General features: G+C 61.1%; 16 protein-coding genes. 6 read left to right on the top strand and 10 right to left on the bottom strand.

All coding sequences use genetic code 11. The annotated features are described in order from the left end of the window. Positions 1-90 precede the first annotated feature (90 nt). Genes M0808_RS19500 through M0808_RS19490 form a run of 3 tightly spaced genes read left to right on the top strand, consistent with a single transcriptional unit; the run spans position 91 to position 3,656 of the window. On the top strand, positions 91-750 hold the full coding sequence (locus tag M0808_RS19500) for a paraquat-inducible protein A (RefSeq protein WP_247842168.1): 660 nt from the start codon (positions 91-93) through the stop codon (positions 748-750). Next, a complete protein-coding gene (locus M0808_RS19495; protein WP_007961513.1) occupies positions 737-1,360 on the top strand; it encodes a paraquat-inducible protein A in 624 nt (207 codons plus the stop codon). Before M0808_RS19500 ends, M0808_RS19495 begins: the two co-directional genes overlap by 14 nt. Then, the gene (locus M0808_RS19490; protein WP_247842167.1) at positions 1,353-3,656 is read left to right on the top strand and encodes an MlaD family protein; all 2,304 of its coding nucleotides are present in this window, start codon (positions 1,353-1,355) and stop codon (positions 3,654-3,656) included. Before M0808_RS19495 ends, M0808_RS19490 begins: the two co-directional genes overlap by 8 nt. A 216-nt stretch (positions 3,657-3,872) precedes the next feature. Here the strand turns inward: M0808_RS19490 and mksF are convergent, their stop codons facing one another. The 3 genes from mksF to mksB are packed head-to-tail and all read right to left on the bottom strand — an operon-like array spanning position 3,873 to position 8,681. Further along, the gene (gene mksF / locus M0808_RS19485; protein WP_003228206.1) at positions 3,873-6,713 is read right to left on the bottom strand and encodes an Mks condensin complex protein MksF; all 2,841 of its coding nucleotides are present in this window, start codon (positions 6,711-6,713) and stop codon (positions 3,873-3,875) included. Continuing rightward, entirely contained in the window at positions 6,710-7,411 is a 702-nt protein-coding gene (gene mksE, locus M0808_RS19480; RefSeq protein WP_016773189.1) for an Mks condensin complex protein MksE, read from the bottom strand. The genes mksF and mksE overlap by 4 nt, the downstream gene beginning before the upstream one ends. After that, the gene (mksB, locus tag M0808_RS19475; protein WP_167734176.1) at positions 7,401-8,681 is read right to left on the bottom strand and encodes an Mks condensin complex protein MksB; all 1,281 of its coding nucleotides are present in this window, start codon (positions 8,679-8,681) and stop codon (positions 7,401-7,403) included. The genes mksE and mksB overlap by 11 nt, the downstream gene beginning before the upstream one ends. 233 nt (positions 8,682-8,914) lie before the next feature. On the opposite strand from mksB, the gene M0808_RS19470 reads away from it, so the two are divergent. Both M0808_RS19470 and rimI read left to right on the top strand, forming a co-directional pair. Then, positions 8,915-9,661, top strand: a complete 747-nt coding sequence (locus M0808_RS19470) for an energy transducer TonB (protein WP_247842170.1) — start codon at positions 8,915-8,917, stop codon at positions 9,659-9,661. Further along, positions 9,654-10,106 (top strand): ribosomal protein S18-alanine N-acetyltransferase, encoded by a 453-nt coding sequence (gene rimI, locus M0808_RS19465; RefSeq protein ID WP_064589192.1) that lies wholly within the window; start codon positions 9,654-9,656, stop codon positions 10,104-10,106. Before M0808_RS19470 ends, rimI begins: the two co-directional genes overlap by 8 nt. Before the next feature lie 112 nt (positions 10,107-10,218). Here the strand turns inward: rimI and M0808_RS19460 are convergent, their stop codons facing one another. After that, positions 10,219-10,623, bottom strand: a complete 405-nt coding sequence (locus tag M0808_RS19460) for a hypothetical protein (protein WP_027612254.1) — start codon at positions 10,621-10,623, stop codon at positions 10,219-10,221. A 140-nt stretch (positions 10,624-10,763) separates the two neighbouring features. On the opposite strand from M0808_RS19460, the gene can reads away from it, so the two are divergent. After that, the gene (gene can, locus M0808_RS19455) at positions 10,764-11,408 is read left to right on the top strand and encodes a carbonate dehydratase (protein WP_003228196.1); all 645 of its coding nucleotides are present in this window, start codon (positions 10,764-10,766) and stop codon (positions 11,406-11,408) included. A gap of 6 nt (positions 11,409-11,414) precedes the next feature. On the opposite strand, the gene M0808_RS19450 is transcribed toward can, so the two are convergent. The 6 genes from M0808_RS19450 to M0808_RS19425 form a co-directional block, all read right to left on the bottom strand. Continuing rightward, on the bottom strand, positions 11,415-11,930 hold the full coding sequence (locus M0808_RS19450; protein WP_247842166.1) for an SET domain-containing protein-lysine N-methyltransferase: 516 nt from the start codon (positions 11,928-11,930) through the stop codon (positions 11,415-11,417). A gap of 177 nt (positions 11,931-12,107) precedes the next feature. Further along, positions 12,108-13,289 (bottom strand): hypothetical protein, encoded by a 1,182-nt coding sequence (locus M0808_RS19445; RefSeq protein ID WP_247842165.1) that lies wholly within the window; start codon positions 13,287-13,289, stop codon positions 12,108-12,110. Positions 13,290-13,407: 118 nt separating this feature from the next. Beyond that, the gene (gene acpA / locus M0808_RS19440; RefSeq protein WP_247842164.1) at positions 13,408-15,102 is read right to left on the bottom strand and encodes an acid phosphatase; all 1,695 of its coding nucleotides are present in this window, start codon (positions 15,100-15,102) and stop codon (positions 13,408-13,410) included. 173 nt (positions 15,103-15,275) lie between these two features. Then, positions 15,276-17,009 (bottom strand): J domain-containing protein, encoded by a 1,734-nt coding sequence (locus tag M0808_RS19435; RefSeq protein WP_247842163.1) that lies wholly within the window; start codon positions 17,007-17,009, stop codon positions 15,276-15,278. Between the two features lie 12 nt (positions 17,010-17,021). Beyond that, on the bottom strand, positions 17,022-18,719 hold the full coding sequence (locus M0808_RS19430) for a molecular chaperone HscC (protein WP_003228190.1): 1,698 nt from the start codon (positions 18,717-18,719) through the stop codon (positions 17,022-17,024). Between the two features lie 198 nt (positions 18,720-18,917). Continuing rightward, the gene (locus tag M0808_RS19425; protein WP_247842162.1) at positions 18,918-20,336 is read right to left on the bottom strand and encodes a TIGR00366 family protein; all 1,419 of its coding nucleotides are present in this window, start codon (positions 20,334-20,336) and stop codon (positions 18,918-18,920) included. Between the last annotated feature and the right edge of the window lie 59 nt (positions 20,337-20,395).

The following is a 20,395-nucleotide window of genomic DNA, read 5'->3' as shown; positions in this document are numbered from 1 at the left end:
ATTTTTACTTAGGCAGCGAACAATTTTGCACAGTTATTTTCGAATCAGAACACTAGAATAACCCCCATCTTCTTCGGAGCCAGAGCCTTTATGTCAAATCCGGTTGACGCCCAAGGGCTGTCAGATTTACCGCTGGAAGACTTGGTGGCCTGTCATGAGTGCGACCTGCTGATGTGCAAGCCCAAGCTTGCCCATGGCGAGAAAGCACTCTGCCCGCGCTGCGGTTACGAGTTGTACGCCCATCGCCATAATGTGGTGCAGCGCAGCCTTGCCTTGGTGATCGCAGCATTATTGCTGTACATCCCGGCAAACTTTTTACCCATCATGCAACTCAATATCCTCGGACAATCTTCGCAGGATACGGTCTGGAGCGGCGTGCTCGGCTTGTTCAATACGGACATGCAGGGCGTTTCGATCGTTGTATTCCTGTGCAGTATGGCTATTCCGTTGCTGAAGTTGCTGTGCCAGTTATTCGTTTTGCTGACGATTCGATTCAACGTCGGACGCAGTTACGGCTTATTGCTCTACCGCATTTATCACCACCTCAAAGACTGGGGAATGCTCGAGGTTTACCTCATGGGCGTCCTCGTGGCGATCGTCAAACTGGCGGACATGGCGGCCATCACCGTCGGCCTCGGTCTGGCGTGTTTCATCGGTTTGTTGTTGGTTCAGGTCTGGCTGGAAGTGGTGATGTCACCGCATCAGATCTGGCAGGCGTTATCAGGAGAGGATGCCCATGCGGGCGATTGATGCGGGCATTCTGATCTGTACCGAATGCCATGAATTGAACAAACAGGATGCGGACACCGACGAGCAGACCTGCACCCGCTGCGGTGCGCTGGTTCACGCTCGTCGCCCGAACAGTCTGGCCCGAACCTGGGCCCTGCTGATCACGGCTGCGATCATCTATATCCCGGCCAATGTGTTGCCGATCATGACGGTCAGTTCGCTGGGGCAGGGCGACCCGAGCACCATCATGTCCGGCGTGATCCAGTTGGTGCAGCACGGCATGATCCCGATTGCCGCCGTGGTGTTCATCGCCAGTATTCTGGTGCCGACCTTCAAACTGGTGGGCATCGCGCTGCTGCTGTTTTCGGTGCAGCGACGTCAGCCGTTGTCCGCGCGGCAGCGGATCTGGATGTACCGCTTCATCGAGTTCATCGGTCGTTGGTCGATGCTCGACATCTTTGTGATCGCCATTCTGGTGGCGGTCGTCAACTTCGGCCGGCTTGCCAGTGTCGAAGCCAACCTTGGCGCCATCGCCTTCGCCAGTGTGGTGATTCTGACGATGCTTGCCGCAGTAACTTTCGATCCCCGACTGATTTGGGATAACACGGAGTCGGACGACGACCATGACTGATTTGCCTGTAGCGAAAACCCGACCGGCCTCCAACTGGTCTGCCATTTGGGTACTGCCTCTGATTGCCCTGATCATCGGTGGCTGGCTCGGCTGGCGTGCCTATAACGAAACCGGCATCGAGATTCAGGTGCGTTTCGAAAGCGGTGAAGGCATCCAGGCCAACAAGACCGAAGTGGTCTACAAGGGCATGCCGGTGGGTAAGGTGAAGACGCTCAAACTTGATGACGAGGGCAACTCCAAAGGGGTGATTGCCACCGTCGAGATGAACAAGGACGTCGAGCAATACCTCAAGACCAGCACGCGCTTCTGGCTGGTGAAACCGAGCGTGACCCTGGCCGGCATCACCGGTCTGGAAACCCTGGTTTCAGGTAACTACGTGGCCATCAGTCCCGGTGAAGGCGAGCCGACCCGCAAGTTCAAGGCGCTGGCCGAAGAGCCGCCGCTATCGGACTCCAAGCCCGGCCTGCACCTGACGATCAAGGCCGATCGCCTCGGTTCGCTGAACCGCGGCAGTCCGGTGTTCTACAAGCAGATCAAAGTCGGTCAGATCAAAAGCTACGTGCTGTCTGAAGACCAGAGCACCGTTGAGCTCAAAGTGTTCATCGAGCCGACCTACGCCAAACTGGTGCGCAAACACACACGTTTCTGGAATGCCAGCGGCATCAGCATCGACGCCAACCTGTCCGGGGTGAAGGTACGCAGCGAATCTCTGGCGAGCATCGTCGCCGGCGGTATTGCCTTCGCCACTCCGGAGAATCGCAAGGACAGTCCGCCCACCGATCCAAGCCTGCCGTTCCGTCTCTATGAGGACTTCGACGCCGCCGCTGCCGGTATTCGGGTCAAGGTCAAACTCAGTGACTTCGAAGGCTTGCAGGCCGGCCGTACGCCGGTGATGTACAAAGGCATTCAGGTCGGCAACATGAAAGCGTTGAAAATCGATCCGGATCTGAACAGCGCCACGGCCGAGCTGACGCTGGATCCTCTGGCGGAAGACTATCTGGTCGAAGGCACGCAGTTCTGGGTGGTCAAACCGTCGATTTCCCTGGCCGGTATCACCGGGCTCGAAGCGTTGGTGAAAGGTAACTACATTGCCGTGCGTCCGGGCGACAAAGGTGCCGCGCCGAAACGCGAATTCGAGGCGCGGCCAAAAGCGCCGCCGCTGGATCTGCGTTCGCCGGGTCTGCATATGGTGCTGTTCACCGATGTTCTCGGTTCGATCGAAGTCGGCAGTCCGATTCTGTACAAACAGGTCAAGGTCGGTTCGGTACAGAGCTATCAGTTCTCCAAGACCAAAAAGCAAATCGTCATTGGCGTGCATATCGAGAAGGAATACGAAAGCCTGGTCAACGCGTCGACACGCTTCTGGAATGTCAGCGGCATCACCCTCACCGGTGGTCTTACGGGTGGTATTCAAGTGAAGAGCGAGTCGTTGCAGACGTTGATGGCCGGCGGTATCGCTTTCGAAACACCGCAAGCCAAGGCGCCGCTGCAAAAGCGTATTCCACGCTTCCGTCTGTTCGCCAACCATGATGAAGCCAACCAGAAAGGCACGCTGGTGACGATCAAGGTCGATCGCGCCGACGGTTTGCGCCCGGGCACACCGATTCGTTTCAAAGGCCTGGATGTCGGCAAGATTGAAGACGTCGATCTGACCGACGATCTGCAAGCCGTGATGATTACCGCGCGGATCACCGAAGTGCCGGAGCGCATTGCGCGGGTCGGCAGTCAGTTCTGGGTGGTCAAGCCGGAGTTGGGGTTGATCAAGACCCAGAACCTGGAAACCCTGGTCACCGGGCAGTATGTGGAAGTGCAGCCGGCGGCGAAAAATCTCGGCCCGCAGAAGAACTTCGTTGCGCTGGCCAGTCCGCCGGAAGTGAGCAAGCAGGAGGCTGGCTTGAGTCTGGTGTTGAGCGCCGCGCGCCGTGGCTCGCTGAAACCGGGTGTGCCCGTGACCTACCGCGAAATCACCGTGGGCAAGGTCACCGGTTATGAACTGGGCCAGACGGCTGACCGGGTGTTGGTGCACATTTTGATCGAACCGAAATACGCGCCGTTGGTGCGCAGCGGTACGCGGTTCTGGAACACCAGCGGCGTCGGTTTCGACATCGGCTTGTTCAATGGCCTGACGGTGCGCACGGAGTCGCTGGAGACGGCGATTCAGGGGGGGATTGCCTTCGCTACGCCGGACGGTGAGCGCATGGGCACCCCGGCACGGGCTGAGCAGACGTTCCCGTTGTTCGACAAGTTCGAGGATGAGTGGCTGACCTGGGCGCCGAAGATTTCGCTCGGTAAATAACCCGCCATTGATGTGGCGTCTGGAAGGACGCCTTCGCGGGCAAGCCTGCTCCCACAGGGTTTGTGTCGTATACAGAATGTGTATTCAACGCAAAAACCTGTGGGAGCTGGCTTGCCAGCGATGAGGTCCTCCTGATCAGCACAAACCCAAAGCCATAAAAAAGGGCCGCGATCCCAACAGATCGCGGCCCTTTTTTTTGCCTTCAGCTAAAGTCGATCAAACCTCATCCAGTTCCGGCTCATCGGCTTGCACATTGACGGTGGCCTTCACCACATCATGCCGGCGGATGTACTTCCAGTCCGCTTCATCGATGTAGATCCCCGCCGGGCCGCTACCGCCTTCCAGGTCGATGGCGACACTGGCGCAGACCTGCGGCTTCACACTCGCCAGAATCGGCACGAAGCCCAGTTGCAGGCTGGTTTCCAGCAGCGCGGCCTGGTTCTTCTCGTCGATGTCCGCCGCCTCGTCGAGGTAGTATGGCAGGCGCACGCGACCAGCGAGGTCGCGATCCATCAAGTGCAGCAACAAGTACATGTTGGTCAGCGCCTTGATGGTCATGGTCGTACCGTTGGAGGCCGCGCCGTCGATGTCGGTGTGAATCACTGGCTGGCCATTGACCTTGGTGATCTCGAACGCCAGTTCGAACAAGTCCTTGAGGCCGAGCTGGTTGTGGTTTGCCGCCACCAACCGTGCCAGGTATTCCTTGGCCTCTTCGTTCTTATTGTCCTGCTCCGCGCTTTGGCTCAGATCGAACACCGACAGGGTTTCGCCTTCTTCGTACTGGCCGGCGCTGTGGATGATCTGGTCGATGTGCTTGAGCGCTTCCTTGTTCGGCGCCAGGACGATGCGGAAGCTCTGCAGGTTGGACACCTGACGCTTGTTGATCTCGCGGTTGAACAGCGCCAGTTGGTGTTCGAGGCTGTCGTAGTCGCTGCGGATGTTGCGCAGGGTTCGGGCGATGTCGGTGACCGCCGCACGCCGCGCCTTGCCCAGCGTCAGGGCTTCATCGGTACGGTGCGCGTAAGCGTTGATCAGCAGCGACAGACGGCGCTCCATGTCGTCTTCGCTGTCGAACTTGGCCACACCTTTGAGGCGCACCTGCGCGTACAGCGCTTCGATCTGCCCGTCGGCGCGCAGCAAGCCTTGCCAGCTGTCCTGATAGTCATTGAGCAGCGGCAGCAGGTTGTCCATCGAATCGTCGACCGGATCCATGAACGGCGTACCGAACGGCAGGTCCGCCGGCAGCAGCTGACGGCGGCGCAGGGCGTCGTCGAGGGTGCGCTGCTTGGCTTCCATGTCGGCGATCTGCCGACCGACCAGTTGCAGCTTGGCCGACAGTTGCTGGACGCGCTCGGTGAACGCATCGCTGGAGCGCTTGAGTTCGTCCTGCGCCGCTTCCATCTGCGCCAACTGCTCAAGCTTGTCGCCTTCTTCGGCGCTCAGGGTCTGGGTGCGACGGAAATCTTCCAGGGCTTTCTGCGCATCCAGCACTTGCTGGTACAGCGCTTCGGTCTGGGTCTTGCTCGCGGCGCGGTCGGCGGCCACGGCTTGCTGAGTCTTGAGCTGCTTGAGTTCTTTCTCCAGACGCTCTTTCTGATCGCGCAGCGCGGCGCGGTCGGCCAGCGCTTGCAGAGCCGGCGGCTCGATGTGCGAGATGTCGATCGACAGCCCCGGCACTTCGAAACGCTCGCCCTTGAAGCCATCGAGGATCAGCTCGACCGATTTGACCCACTCGCCATCTTCGTCGAGGGTAATGCCGTGTTCGCCCAGCGGCAGGCTGAACAGCGCGCTGTTGAACAGGCGCATCAGGCGCTCGACGTCCTGCTGCGAGAACTCTTCGCGCAGGCGGGCATAGCTGTTGTTGTCGGCATGATCGAGTTGCTGCTTCACCGACTTCAGGCGTTTTTCCAGATCGCGCAGACGCTCTTCCAGATCCTCGGCGCTGAACTGCCGGGACTGTGCCAGCGCACCAGCCAGTTCGTCGTGCGCGTCCTTGGCCGCGAGCAGTTGTTGCTCCAGCACTTTGACGTCATCGACCAGCGCGAAGCGGTTCTTCAGCACCGACAACTCGCCGAGCCAACGCTGGATGCCGGAAATTTCCCGCTCCAGACGCATCAGTTCCTGGGTGCCACCGCGCTGATCGTTTTGCAGATCATCCTGTTCGCGACGGTAGTGCTCGGCCTGAATTGTCAGCTCTTCCTTGCGCGCCGTGGCGTAGTCCGACCAGGTGCCAAGCAACGAGTCGAGCAGCGGCGACAGGCGATGCAGCTTGCCGCGCAGCACGTCGCGCTGTTTCACGCCGTTGGCCAAGGCTTCGACCAGCGGGCCGGCAGCGACCAGCGAGTTGTAGTCCTGCTCCATCCGGCGCACATCGCGGAAGGCTTCTTCGCACGCGGCGATGTAGTCGACGCTGCCGGAACGCAGGCTGTGCTCGAAGGCATCGAGGAACAACTGCTTGAGCTTGGCCGCAGTGATTTCGCGCATGTGCAGCAGGTTGATGAACAGCGCACGGAAGGTCTTCAGGCTCTGCTCGCTGGTGGAGCGCAGCGGGATCAGGGTCAGGTCCAGCGGGATAGAGGTGTGCCCGCCCACCAGCAGACGACGCAGTTCGTCCGGCTTGAGTTCGTAGGCTTTCAGGCCTTCTTTCTCAAGGTTGCTGAACAGTTCTTTTTGACGCAGGCAAGTGTCGTTCTTCTGGTAATGCGCCAGATCGAGCTTGCCGGCGTAGGCGAAGAACTGGTGACCGAAACCACCACCCGGGCCGCGCCCGACCACGCCGATCACGTGTGGGCCGTGGGGCAGATTGACTTCGACGAGGATGTAGCTGGTGTCGGAAGCAAAGTAGAAGCGCCGCGATTGTTCCAGGCTGTACTTGCCGAAACTCATGTCCGACATGCGCGCCAGAATCGGGAACTGCAAGGCGTTGATCGAGGCGGATTTGCCGAGGTTGTTCGCGCCGTAAACCGATAGCGGTTCTTCCAGCGGGAACAGGCCGAGGCTGTAACCGGCGGTGTTCAAAAGGGCAAAGCGGCGGATGCCGTAGCGTTCCTGGCTCATGCGTCGGACTCCTGTTCTTCGGCAATGGCGCGGGCCAGTGCGTCTTCTTCGCTTTCTTCTTCGAATTCGGACAGATCAAGCGGATCGTCGGTCTCGAGGAATTTGGCTTCGGCTTCTTCGTCGATCAGCACCGGCGCCGGCAGCGGCAGCACGCTGTGTACGCTGGCCGCCAGATCGCGGTCCTGCTGCACCGACAGGCACACATCGAGGAATCGGTGCATCGGCGGCAGGAAACGGTACACGCCGTTTTCTTCGCCGGCGAAACCGAGCTGGGTCATGCGACGCATGATTTTTTCTTCAAGTTCTTCGACGGTCTGCACTTCGGCCTGGATGAACAGGTCGCGGTATTTATCCAGCAACGACGGCAGCTCTTCACGGCCGAGGCTGCCGCCGTCGAGCACGGCGATCGGATCGCGGCCCTGATCGGCCAGATGCTCGACGAGAATGAAGGTGAACAGCGCCAGACGCTGAGCAGTCTTGTTCACCGCCGCAGCGGCCATGTCCGGCACGAAGTAGTAGAAACCACGGGTGTCGCAGACCAGCTCGAACCCCAGCGCCTTGAACAGCGTGCGGTATTGATCCTGGAAGTTTGACAGTTGCGCGTACAGTTCCGGGTCGCGGCGGCTGACATGATAGCCCTTGAACAGCTCGCGGAAGATCGGCGCCAGTTGGGACAGTTCGGATAGATCAAGATGCATTGGGGATGCTCGCAGAATCCTCGGCGGCGGAGTCGCGGGCCGAGAGCAGGGCGAAGGAGCGCAGGCTGACCTGGTGCTCGTGAGTGTGGTATTCGCGGCGTTCCAGACGCTCGCGGGTGAAGCGTTTTTCCCGCGACAGACGCGAGAACCAGTACAGCAATTCGTCGGTGGCGCCGTCCGGTTCCTGCTCCAGCAACCAGGTCATCAGATCCGGCATCGGCAGGGACTCTTCGCAACGCTCGACCATCTCGCGCACGGTGCGCGGTGCACGCGGGGCATCGCCGGATTTCTGGGTCTTGTGCGCCTTGGGGAAACGCGCCGGTTTCGGCTCGAAACGCGCCAGGGCGTAGACGTAGGCTTCGACCTGACTGGCGCTGCCGAGGAAGGTGCTTTGCGGCCGGGTGAACAGCGGCATCGCCGCTTGCGGCACGGCGTCGATGCCTTTGCGGCGAATCGCCGCCAGCGCCAGCGCGGCGCCACGGGTCACGGCGTTGTGCCGGCGCGCCTCTTCACGCAGCGGCAGCAGCAGTTCGCGGGCGTGGCGCAGGGTCAACTGGGCGCTGGTCTGCATTTCGAGGATGCGCGCGTGGGTGCGCAGCAGCATGTCGTCATCGACCAGATGACCGAGGCGCTGCTGTTCGCTGAGCATCTTCAGCAGCACGGTTTCGACCTTGCGCACGCCTTGTTCGAAGGCGCCGTCGGCGTTCACCAGATCGATCATTGGCTCGACGTATTCGTCCCAGGTCGCCAACACTTCGGCATAACGCTGACGCAGCGGAATCTGCCGGTCGCTGGTCTTGGCCCGTTCGGCCACGGCGACCAGTGCCTGCTCGTCGTTGTCGAGTTTCTTCAGCACATCGCGCACGCGCATGTCGAGCAAACGCAGCTGACGGGCGAGGTCGTTGCCATCGCGCACATCGAACGCGTCCTGAATGTAGCCGGCCAGACGTTCGAGGTGGCGCAGATAGGCTTCGATCTCCAGGCACAGGCCCAGACGGTGCTCACGGCGCAGGTAGGCGAGGAAGTCGTGGATCTGCGCGTTGAGCTCGAAACGGTTCGGGCTTTTCGCCACGGGCACCAGAATGTCCAGGCGAATCCACACGTCGAGCAGGCTGGTGATGTCCTGCGGCGTGCTGTCCAGTTGTTGGGCGGCCAGTTGCGTGCGCAGTTCGTTGAGGCTCAGGGTGCCTTGGTCGAAGTGCTCGCACAGTGGCTCCAGAAGTGCCCAGTGTTCAGCGAGGGCGCGCAAGACGCGCTTGGGTTCGATCATCGGAATGGCCGGCTGGTTGGCGATTAAAAGCCGCGATTGTACTGCATCACGAGGGATGCGATTCACTCTCGGGACGGGCTGTCGCATTTTCTCAGGGAGCGAGCCCAGGTAAAGGCTATCGATCAACAGCAAGCGATCTTGAACGAAGGGCTGTAGAATCAGCCCACTTCAGTTATCCACAAGTGGCCGACCCTTTGCTTATCGAGTCCCGCCGCCGCGCCTATTTGAACGCCATGCAGGTGGTCAACTGGCTGCCGCGCACCGAATTGCCTTTCGCCGCCCCGTCGCGGCCCGAGCTGCTGGACATGCCCGAGCCTGAGCCAGAGGCGGCGGTGATGCCGGTTGTGCAGGCCGAAGCTCCGGTGCAACCTGCCGTCCGTCCGGTCGAACGGCCGAAGATCGAAGTGCCACGCCCGTCGCTCGCCAGTACCCGCAACGGCGCCAAACCGGTGGAAGAGGTCGAGGAGGCGCCAGTTGTCGCCAGACCCGCGCCCGTGCCGCCACCGCGTTTTGCCCTGCAATTGCTGCGCGCCGGGGCTTGCCTGCTGCTGGTCGAGTTACCCACAGGCGAAGCGTTCCAGAGCCGCGATCCGGCCTATCTGCTGCTTAAAGACATGTTGCGCGCCGCCGGTCTGCCGGATGCGCCACAAATCGTCGGCGAGCCGGTGCGCTGGCCGTGGCTGAACCGCGGCACCATGGATCAGGGCCCGGAAGCGGCGCGCGACTTTGTTCAGGGTTTCCTCTCGGTACAGATGGAAGTGGCACCCTGCGCCTGCCTGTGGCTGATCGGCCTTCCGGCGGTGCGCTTTGCCGGTGAGGTGGACGCTGAAGCGTTCAATAGTGAATTGCAGATCGAAGGCCTGGGCCTGGCATGGGCCATCCCCGGTCTGGAATTGTTAATGGAAGAGCCACAGCGCAAAGCCGCTGTGTGGCAAGCCATGCGTCGGCTGATGGCGCGCTGGAAACCATCGAATGAGTGAAGCTGTATCGTTCCGCCCGATGACCGAGGCGGACCTGGACGCGGTATTGAAGATCGAATACGCGGCGTACAGCCATCCCTGGACGCGCGGGATTTTTCTCGACGGGCTGGGCAAATACCAGATCTGGCTGATGTTCGAAGGCCAGCAGCAGGTCGGCCACGGGGTGGTGCAGATCATTCTCGACGAGGCGCATCTGCTGAATATCACGGTCAAACCGGAGAATCAGGGACGGGGGCTGGGGCTGACGCTGCTCGAGCATCTGATGTCGCGGGCGTATGCGGCCTCTGCCCGGGAATGCTTCCTGGAAGTGCGCGACAGCAATACTGCAGCGTTCAGGTTGTATGAGCGCTATGGTTTCAATGAGATTGGCCGGCGTCGCGATTATTATCCGGCGGTGGGCGGGCGCGAAGACGCCGTAGTGATGGCCTGCACCCTGGTCGACTGATCTTGTTTAAAAGCTTCGCGAGCAAGCCCGCTCCCACATTGGTTTTGAGCCGAGTCTCAATTCCCTGTGGGAGCGGGCTTGCTCGCGAAGGCGTCCTTACAGGCAATACAGATCAGCGATTGCCATCCAGCGGATCACGCCGCGCCAGCTCCGCCTCATCCAGACCATTGCCGCCGCCGATGTCATCCTCATCGACAATGCTCAGATCCCAATCGGCCTGATTGCCCTCGCCAGCCTCTTCGGCATCGCGTGCGCCATCCTCGTGAATCAGTGTTTCCGGGCTCAAGTCATCGTCGGTCGGTTCGTGATCAGCCGTCGATGCACCGGTAAGCCCGGCCTCGCGCACCCGTTCAGCGGGCATCAGTTGCTCGCGTTCACGTTCCGGAATCTCGTCACCGATTTTCGCGCTGGGTTCGTCTTCATCGAAATCCAGCTCATGCACCGAGCCCATGCGGTCTTCGTTGTCATCGATGGGTTCCGGTTGCACCGCATCGAACGGACGTCGTGAATCAGTCATGGCAAATCCTCATACTGTGGGCCTTACTGAGTGGACTCACCGGGCACCCGAGAATTCCAAAGAAAAACACCTGCGGTTCTTGCGTGACCCCGACGGGCGGTCGTCTGTCATACCAGCGCATCTTTCTTGAGGCCTTAACCATGCACGATTTACAAGACCTGATTGATAACAACGAGCGTTGGGCTGACGCGATCACCAAGGAAGACCCGGATTTCTTCGCCAAGCTGGCGCGCCAGCAGACCCCGGAATATCTGTGGATCGGCTGCTCCGACGCGCGGGTGCCGGCCAACGAGATCGTCGGCATGCTGCCGGGCGATCTGTTCGTACACCGCAACGTCGCCAACGTGGTGCTGCACACTGACCTCAATTGCCTGTCGGTGATCCAGTACGCGGTTGATGTGCTCAAGGTCAAACACATCCTCGTGACCGGCCACTATGGCTGCGGCGGTGTGCGCGCCTCGATGCAGGATCGCCAGTTCGGTCTGATCGATGGCTGGCTGCGCTCGATCCGCGACCTGTACTACGAAAAACGTGAAGAACTGGCCAAGCTGCCGACCGAGGAAGAGCAGGTCGACCGGCTGTGCGAGCTCAACGTCGTTCAGCAAGTGGCCAACGTCGCCCACACCAGCATCATCCAGAACGCCTGGCACCGCGGCCAGAGCCTGTCGATTCACGGCTGCATCTACGGCATCAAGGACGGTCGCTGGAAAAGCCTGAACACCACCATCAGCGGTTTCGAGCAACTGCCGCCGCAATATCGTCTGCGTCCGGTCGGGGCGTTGTAATCCCGATCAGTGTGGATGCCGCCAGTGCTGCAAAAAGTGCTGGCCCTCGATACTGGGTGGCTCATCGTAGCCGGTGATCCACCCACGACAGCGCGGCGAGCCACAGGTGCAGGCGAACTGCTGCAACAAGCGGTCTTCGGTGGCGGCGAAGTCGATGGTCAGGCGTTCACCCGGCTGAATGTCGCGAAGTGCCCACAGCCACAGCTCACTCATGTCCAGAAACACATTCGGATCGCAGGCGTGTTCGAGCAACCCGCAAAAGCGCGGATCGTAGAGGTGGATGCCGGCCAGTAACTGGCGCGTCTGTCGGCAGCGATAGGGCAACAGTTGCCCGGATACCCGACACATCCGGGTGATGCGCAAGAACGCCCGGCGCGCCACCACTGCCGCGTGACCGTGACTGTCCTGAACGATTTGGAAATCCTGAGTCGAGGGGAAACCCAGACGCACCGGCAATCCGGCAAACGGGTAGATGCCGGGTGCGTCGCGTGGAATGTTGTGTTGATGGGCCTGATTATTCATAACGGTCCCTGTCGGCAAATGCTGCGACTTCCCTGGTCTGACGTCCTGTCAGCGCTGCAACATGTTTGGATCCAATATTCCGGTGTATCCCTCAAACTGTCTACTGTCAGATCTGACAGGCGTGATTGGCTGCTCCCCGCGTCAGCATTGACTGACACGGGAAGCTTTTTCAGCGGATCAGAGGTGTGGTGCAGGAACGGCGGTGGCCGGCAATTCGCCCTGAAGCTGTTGCAACTGGGCCTTGATTGGCGTGGTCGAGCACTTGGCGGCGGCCTGTGCCGGGGTCAGGTTGCGGATCGAGGTGTAGAACAGTTCGCAGGTCTTGCCCTTTTGCGTCACTTGCCAGGTCTGCGTGCAGCTGTTGAGCAGGGCTTTCGCATCGGTGCCCGGTTTACTGCCCATCCCGGCTTGCCAGCAAGCGGCGCTCAAGTCCTGACCCATGACCTTCAAACCGGCGGCATCGGCCTTGGCCTCATCGCCGTCATAGCTGGCCGGGTCGGCGGCGTACCAGATGTAGCTCGGATGGTTCGATCCCAGCACCGGCACGTTCACCCCCGCGCTCGGGCTGATGGTCGCCAGACCCAATACGGCCACGGTCGGGCCGTATTGCTGCTTGATCCAGTTACGCACCGGTGCCCCGAACGCGATCATCGGCAGAGTGGTGCCGGCGCTGGTCTGGCTGAACTGCTTGACCAGCGTGGTCTGGTAATCCTTGAAGTAGTCGTAGACGCCCTCCAGATCACTACCGGCGTTGGACGGCGCGGCGATTGGCGCGATGTCGATGATGGTTTGATAGGCCGGCGTCTGCTCGGCCGGGATGCCGTTGACGGTCAGCAGCGTGGCCCAGCGGTCGGTGGTGTTCGAACGCAGGTAGTCCTGCGCCTGAGTCAGCGAATAGTCCGGCGGGAAGTGCAGCAGTTCGACGCTCTTGCGGTTTTCCAGGGCCATGCCCAGCGGCAGGAACAGATACCAGCTGTACGCCCATTTGCCATCGGCATTGAGCTTGCTGGCGCCGTTATAGGCCAGATCACCGGCATCGAGCAGCGCCGACAGCGGCTTGTCGTAACCTTTGGGCACGCCGCTGATCTCGGCGTAAATCTGCCCGTTATCGTTCTTCACCAACACCTTGGCATTGCTGTAACCATCGCGCTGCACGCTCTGGCTCAGGTAATGGGCGACGGTCTGCTCCAGGGACCAGTTGCGATAACAGATCACGCTGCAATTGTTGGGGTAGGCGAAGAGGCGGGTGACGCGCTCGGTGCTGCCCAGCTTCAGGTCGACATCGGCGTGGGCAGCCGCGCTCAGGGTGAGCGCGGCGAGGGTAAGCACTGCGGGGGTAAATCCTGCGAGTTTGAACATGCTCAGATCCTTTTCAGCGTGGGTTCCCCGGGTTCGGGGCGCTTCATATTGGATCAGCCGTGTTGCACAGAGAAGCGGTCATTCACGGATTTTTGCGTCAGCCCGCAGGACGGGGTTTTCAGGCCTGAAAATGCAGGGCGTTGGTCAGATCGCCCATCGGTTTCTGGCCACGGGCGATCATTGCCTCATCGCGCTGCTTGAGGCCGTCGAGGGTTTCCAGTTGGAACACTCGGGTGATCAGGCGCAGGATCGACGCCGTGTCGTAAACCGTGTGATCCACCGTGCCTTTGCGGGCGAATGGCGACACCACCAGCGCCGGCACCCGCGACCCCGGGCCCCAGCGATCGCCCTTGGGTGGCGCCACATGATCCCACCAGCCGCCGTTTTCATCGACCGTCACGACCACCACCATGTTTTTCCACTGCGGACTTTCGCGCAGCACCTTCAGGGCGCGGACGATGTGCCGGTCGCCTGAAGCCACGTCGGCATAACCGGCGTGCATGTTCAGGTTGCCCTGCGGTTTGTAGAAAGTTACTGCCGGCAGCTTGCCGGCCTCGGCATCGGCGAAGAACTTGTTGGTGCTTGATTCATCGCCCAGGCCGGCATCGCGCAGGCGTTTGTTGCGCTCTTGCGGGTTTTCCGGGCCTTGCTGCTTGAAGTAGTTGAACGGCTGGTGGTGGTACTGGAAGTTGGGGATCTTCGGAATCCCGCCCGAGTCCTTGTACTGCTCCAGCGTCGCCTGCCAGGCGCCGGCGTACCAGGCCCAGTCGACATTCTTCTTCGACAGTTTGTCGCCGATGTGCTCGTGGGTCTGCGGCACCATCACATTGGGCAGATCCGGCTTGGAGTACGCTGGACGCTCCGGATCGCGAATCCACGTCGGCCAGTACGGCGGGGCGAGGGTGTTGACGCCGAAGCCGTCCGGGGTCAGTGCACTTGGGCCGAACTGCGGCGGACCGGTCATGGCGCTGGCGGGTGACTGTTCCAGTGGCTTGAGGCGCGGGTCAGTCGGATCATCGCTTTGCAGGGCGGCGATCTGGGATTTGGCCACCGAATTGGCCGCGTCCGGATAGAACGGCGCGGTGGCGCTGATCAGGTATTGGTGGTTGAGGAACGAGCCGCCGAAGGCACCCTGGAAGAAGTTGTCGCACAGCACGAATTCCTGCGCCACATCCCACAAGCGTAGCGAGTAGCGGCTCTGGGCGTAGTGCCCCATGGTCAAACCACCGGAGTCGGCCCAGGCGACGAAGCCGTCGTTCTTGCCGCCATTGATCTGCATCTGGTTCTGATAGAACACGTGCCACAAATCGCGGGTCACCAGACCGAACGGCAAGTCTTCGGCATTCGGGCCCTTGAGGGCGAAAGGCGCGTTGGGCAGGTTTTCCTGAAACTGCGTGGCGCTGGGGTAGGTCACGCCATCAAGCGTTTGCGGGCCGATCTGCAGCACGCCACCCCAGACGGGCGGCAGCGTCTGCAGCAGGCTGCCGTCGCGGTCACGTTGCTGGTAATCGGCAGGCTTGAGCGCCGACAGCGGCTTTTCGACACCGGGGAAATCACCGAACAGGTTGTTGAAGCTACGGTTCTCGGCGTAGATCACCACCACGGTTTTCACCTGATCGCGCAGGGCCTTGTCCAGCTCGGTCGGGGTCAGCGGGCGCTCGACTGGTTTACCCGGTTGATCGCTGGCGTTGCCGCAGCCGGCCAGGGTCGCGCCCACGCCGAGGACGGCGACACCGCCGAGAAAGCGGCGGCGACTGGTGTCGGTGGGGTTGTCGGATTCAGGTGCGTCAGTGCCGTCTGTCTCGTCTTTCATCTGTCAGCCCGTTCTGCTTAATTGTTTCAGTTTGTTTCGGGCGGACGCTAGCAAGGCAATGTGACAGTTGGGTGACACTTTCAGGTGCAGCAAAACAAATGTGGGAGCGACCAGGTCGGCTCCCACAACGATTCACTCGATTACAACCGGCGCAACGCAAGCTCGCTGCTGTTCTAGCCGGGCATCAGCGAGTGCAAGGAATAGCCGAGCCTGCTGGCCGCCGTTATCGCGGTCATCACTACCAGAAACAGCAGTTGCAGCGGACTGAAGTGCGCCCAGTGCAGCGCGGTCAGCCAGGGGTGGTTATTGCTCAGCTGCGGGTCGAGTGAGCCGATTCGTCGTTTGTGCACCAGTCCGATCAGGATCACGCCCACGTAAGTGAGCGCGCCCAGTGGCCCGAGCAGCAGCGAAAACAGCAGCACCATGACCACCTGCGGTAGCCCGTGGCGTATTACCAGCCAGCGGGTGTCAGGGTTCCATCGGCGCGGAATCAGCCCTTCTGTGAGCCAAAGATCCGCAACGATCACGTGAGACGTCAGCACCACCCACCAACTCAGCGCAAAACGAAAAAACCACACCGGCACACACGCTAACCCCAGCGGAATGAAGGCCAGGGTTGCCGCATCTTTTTGTGGCGAAGCCAGATAGAACAGGAACAGCGCCAAGGCAATGGCCGTCCAGACCCGCACCCAGGTCTCGTCGGCGATGGGCCGTGGCAAAAACCGCCGCCAGTAAAAAACGTCGGCGTAGGGCAATCGCGCGAGCAGCTCCGGGAAGCGCCATTTGAGCTTTTCCGACAGATCGTGGCAGGCCTGCCATTCATTCTGACCAAAGCCGTCGATGATCTTCTTCTGCTGCATCGGTTTGAGCGGGTTGATCAACAGATGCGCTGCCTGCACATCCGCTGCCCACGTACGATCGCTTTCAGCCTTGGCCCGCAGGTTGTCGTAGAAACTTTCCTGATTGCAGCGTTCGATCAACCTCTCCCAGAGCCAGTCCGGTTGCGGGTGCAGACCTTTGGTGTGATCCCAGCCGAACAATTGGCCGATACGGTCGAACAGCGGCACGCTCCACTCATGGTCGTTAAGCAGATGCAGCAGATTTTGTTGCCATTGCTCGCGGCGATCGAATACCTGGAGCCACGGCTGGCCGCTGTAGTGTTTGAGCAAGTTGAGGAATTCGCGCTCGCTCTGGCTTTCGAGCAGCGCCTGCAAGGCGTTTCGATAGTCGGACATCAGGCTCTCGGCGAGCATGTCGCGCTGGCGATCATTCATCAGCACTTCTTGCCAGGGGCCCAACCATCCCAACTGCTCGACGGCCCAGTGCAGTACCGGGCCGCGCAGTTGTGGATGCTCAAAACATAATTGCAGCAACAGCCTTTCGAATGCCTTGGCGCAGCCTTGTTGTTGCGCCTGCTCCCAGCGCTCGCCGAGGTTGTCTGGCGACAGATCTTCAAGCAATCGCCATGCGGCCTGCGCTTCAAGACTCTGCGCGTCGGCGCCCGCGTCCGCCGCCAGCGGCTCGACACGCAGGGCGTCGTCCTTCGATGGCGGCACAAACGGCTCCGGGGCTGCCGGACTGACGGGCGAAACCTCCAGAGCGGCGAAATCCCACACTTGGTTTTTCGCCTGGCTGGAGCTGTTGGCCAGGGCATTATCGAGCGCCAGCGCAGCAAAGGCGCTGGACGCCGTGGCGACAGCGACGTCGGCGTCCTGCTCGTCTTCCTGTTCGGCGTTTTCCAGGCGCCATTGGGCAATCGCCAGCGCGCGTTCGTAGGCTTCGCGCAAGCGCTGGAAGCCTTCGGGATCTTCATCGGGCCTGAAGGTTTTCAGCAGGCGTGCATAGCTGCGCTTGATATCGCGGACGTCAGCGTCATCGGGCAAATGCAGGAAGGACCAGCAATCCATGTCAGCGCTCCCTTATTGCCACGGCGTGCGATCAAGTTCGCTCAGGTGCCTGCTCAGCTCGGTGCGCACTTCACGAATCTGGCGCTCGTCCTGCGAGTCGAGCGCGATCTGGAATTGCTTGGCCCAATGGCCAATCTGATCGCGCAGGTCGCCCAGGCTTTCCTGGTAGAGCCGTTCGAGACGGGCACTGAGCAGCGTGTTGACCTGTTGCTCGCGCGGGTGAATCTTGAGCTGAGCGAGGTTCTGCAAGCGTTGCTGAATCTCTTCAGGCGTGAGCACGCCGGGGTTGTTTTCGATGACCAGCGAATGTTGTTGCCCGGTCAGCGGAATATTCACCTGGGCCTCCAGCAGGCCGTTGTTGTCATAGGTGAAACGCACATCGAGGGACACTTCGCCGGCCTTGCGTTTCGGCACCTTGATCGCCAGTTCGCCAAGCGCGACGTTGTCTTTGACCAGACGGCTTTCGCCCTGGAAGATCCGCACGACCACCTGCTCCTGATTGTCCTGCAAGGTGTACACGGTCTTGACCCGGCTGACCGGGACGATGCTGTTGCGCTCGATGATGGGCAGGTAGTGACCGGCCTCATAATTGCGGCCAATCTGAGTCGAAGTTTCGATGCCCAGCGTGTAGGAGCAGACGTCGGTCAGCACCACTTCTTCAAGTGCGGCCGAGCGGGCCTTGAGTGCTGCCTGAATGGCTGCGCCTTGCGCCACCACCTGATCCGGATCGAGGGTGATCGACGGAAAGCGGCCGAACAACCCGGCGGCAAGTTTGCGCACCAGCGGCATCCGGGTAGTACCGCCGACCAGCAGAATCTCATCAAGGTCGCTGACCCGGATGCGTGCGTCGCGCAGAGCCCGTTCGATCGGCGCGCGCAGGCGCTCGAGCAGTGGCATGTAAAGCGTCGCCAATTCTTGCTGGGTGATGGTGTGGGTCCAGTGGCGGTCACCCAGTTGCAGCCGGAACTCGGCGCTGCTGTCCTGACCCAGGGCCTTGCGCACACGCTCAGCCTCGCGGCGCAGGGGCTGGATGACGCTGTTGCGGTCAGGAAAGTCGGCGACCGAGCGGTGCTGGTCGATAAAGTGTTCCAGCAGCACGCTGTCGAAGTCTTCACCACCGAGGAAGTTGTCGCCGGCGCTGGCGCGGACCTCCATGACCCCTTCGAACAACTCCAGAATCGACACGTCGAACGTGCCGCCCCCGAGGTCGAACACCAGGAACGAGGTTTCCTTGTCGCGTTGGTGCAGCCCATAAGCGAGGGCGGCGGCAGTCGGTTCGTTGATCAGCTTCTCGACTTTCAGCCCGGCCAGCTCGCCGGCGATCCGCGTGGCTTTGCGCTGGGCGTCGCTGAAGTAGGCCGGGACGCTGATCACCGCTTCAGTGACGGTTTCGCCATAAGCCCGTTCGACGTCTTCTTTCAGACTTTTGAGCACCAGCGCGGACAGCTCTTCCGGACGAAACGCCTTGTCGGCCAGATAGACTTCCGTGGCGCTGCCCATGTGACGCTTGAACAGCGACGCCGTCAGGCGCGGATGGGTGTGCAGACGCTCGCGCGCAGCCTGGCCGACCAGAATCCGGCCCTGATCATCCAGCCCCACCACGCTCGGTGTCAGGAACTGACCGAGGGCATTGGGCACCAATTCGGAGGATTCGCCACGCCAGACGGCGACGAGGCTGTTGGTGGTTCCCAGGTCAATCCCTACGATCATTGCAACAACTCCCTTGGCGCTTGGCAAAAAAATGAAACATATTTTCGGCGCGCAAGGATATTACCGAGGCTGTGATGCGGTAAAGGACGATGATGGCGCTGAGCCATTATTTGCGACAGAAAGCCATGTCGGCGTCGACACGGCGCTGTCAGGAAGGGAAGGCGGGGCGTCGACCGATTGACCTCGCCCCGCACTGATTCAAGGAATAACCGGCGGCGTATACGCCAACGTCGTCCCCAGCGCCCACAGCAAGAACAGCACCAGCGGCGTGTGCACCAGCAATTGCACGAACGAGAAGCCAATCAGATCCCGCGCCTTCAACCCGAGCACACCCAGCAGCGGCAGCATGTAGAACGGGTTGATCAGGTTCGGCAGGGCCTCGGCGGCGTTGTAGATCTGTACCGCCCAGCCGAGGTGGTATTGCAGATCGTTGGCGACTTGCATCACGTATGGCGCTTCGATGATCCACTTGCCGCCGCCGGACGGGATGAAGAAACCGAGAATCGCCGAGTACACGCCCATCAGCAACGCGTAGGTGTCGTGGGACGCGATGCTGACGAAGAACGTTGAGATGTGATGCGCCAGCGTCTGCGCATCGGCACCTTTGACCGTGGTCAGCAGCGCGGCGATCGAGCCGTACAGCGGGAACTGGATCAGCACGCCAGTGGTGGTCGGCACCGCCCGGGCCACCGCATCGAGGAAGCTGCGCGGGCGCCAGTGCAGCAGGGCGCCGAGCATGATGAACAGGAAGTTATAGGTGTTGAGCCCGGAAATCGCGGTGATCGCCGGTTTGCTCGAAAACTCGTGGAACAGCCAGCCGGCCGCCAGCAACACCAGCAGAATGATCAGCAGCGGACTGTGCTCCAGCCATTCGCCGGGCCGGGTGCGCGGTTGCAGCGGTGGCAGGTTGAACGCCGGGTCGATGCCACAATCCTTGGCGTCGCGCGCAGAGTTCGGGCCGGGCGCGGTGGCGTAGGCGACGATGATCGAAATCACGATCAGCGCCAGCAGCATGGCGCCGGACTGCCAGAGGAAGATGGTTTGGGTGAACGGAATCACCCCGGTGATCGACAGGATCGCCGGCGGCAGGCTGGCCGGGTTGGCCTGCAACTGCGCCGCCGATGAGGACAGGCCCAGCGCCCAGACCGCGCCCAAGCCCAGATACGCCGCCGCACCGGCCGCGCGGTAATCCATTTTCAGATCGGTGCGACGGGCGAGGGCGCGCACCAGCAAACCGCCGAACACCAGCGACAGGCCCCAGTTCAGCAGCGAGGCGACCATCGAGATCAGCGCGACCCAGGCCACGGCAGAGCGGCCGTTTTTCGGGATGCGCGCCAGTTTGTCGATCAGTTTGACCGCTGGCGGTGAACTGGCGACGACGTAGCCGCCAATCACCACGAAAGCCATTTGCATGGTGAACGGGATCAGGCTCCAGAACCCGTCACCGAACGCCATCGCGGCATCGGTGGGTTTGGCGCCCATGGCCAAAGTGGCCAGCGCGACAATGATCACCGCCAGTGCGGCGAACACCCAGGAGTCGGGGAACCAGCGTTCGGCAAAGCTTGAACAGCGCAAGGCAAAGCGCGCGGAGCGGCTATCTTCGATATCAACGGCCACAGGGAGTACCTCGGATTTTTATGGTTATTGTGGGTCTGCAGCACGCTGAGTGCTTTGGG

The organism is Pseudomonas sp. MWU12-3103b (genome assembly GCF_023100615.1).
GTDB classification, from domain to species: Bacteria; Pseudomonadota; Gammaproteobacteria; order Pseudomonadales; family Pseudomonadaceae; genus Aquipseudomonas; species Aquipseudomonas putida_A.
Note: the sequence above shows the minus strand (reverse complement) of the source record. Positions and strands in the feature narration are given on the sequence as shown.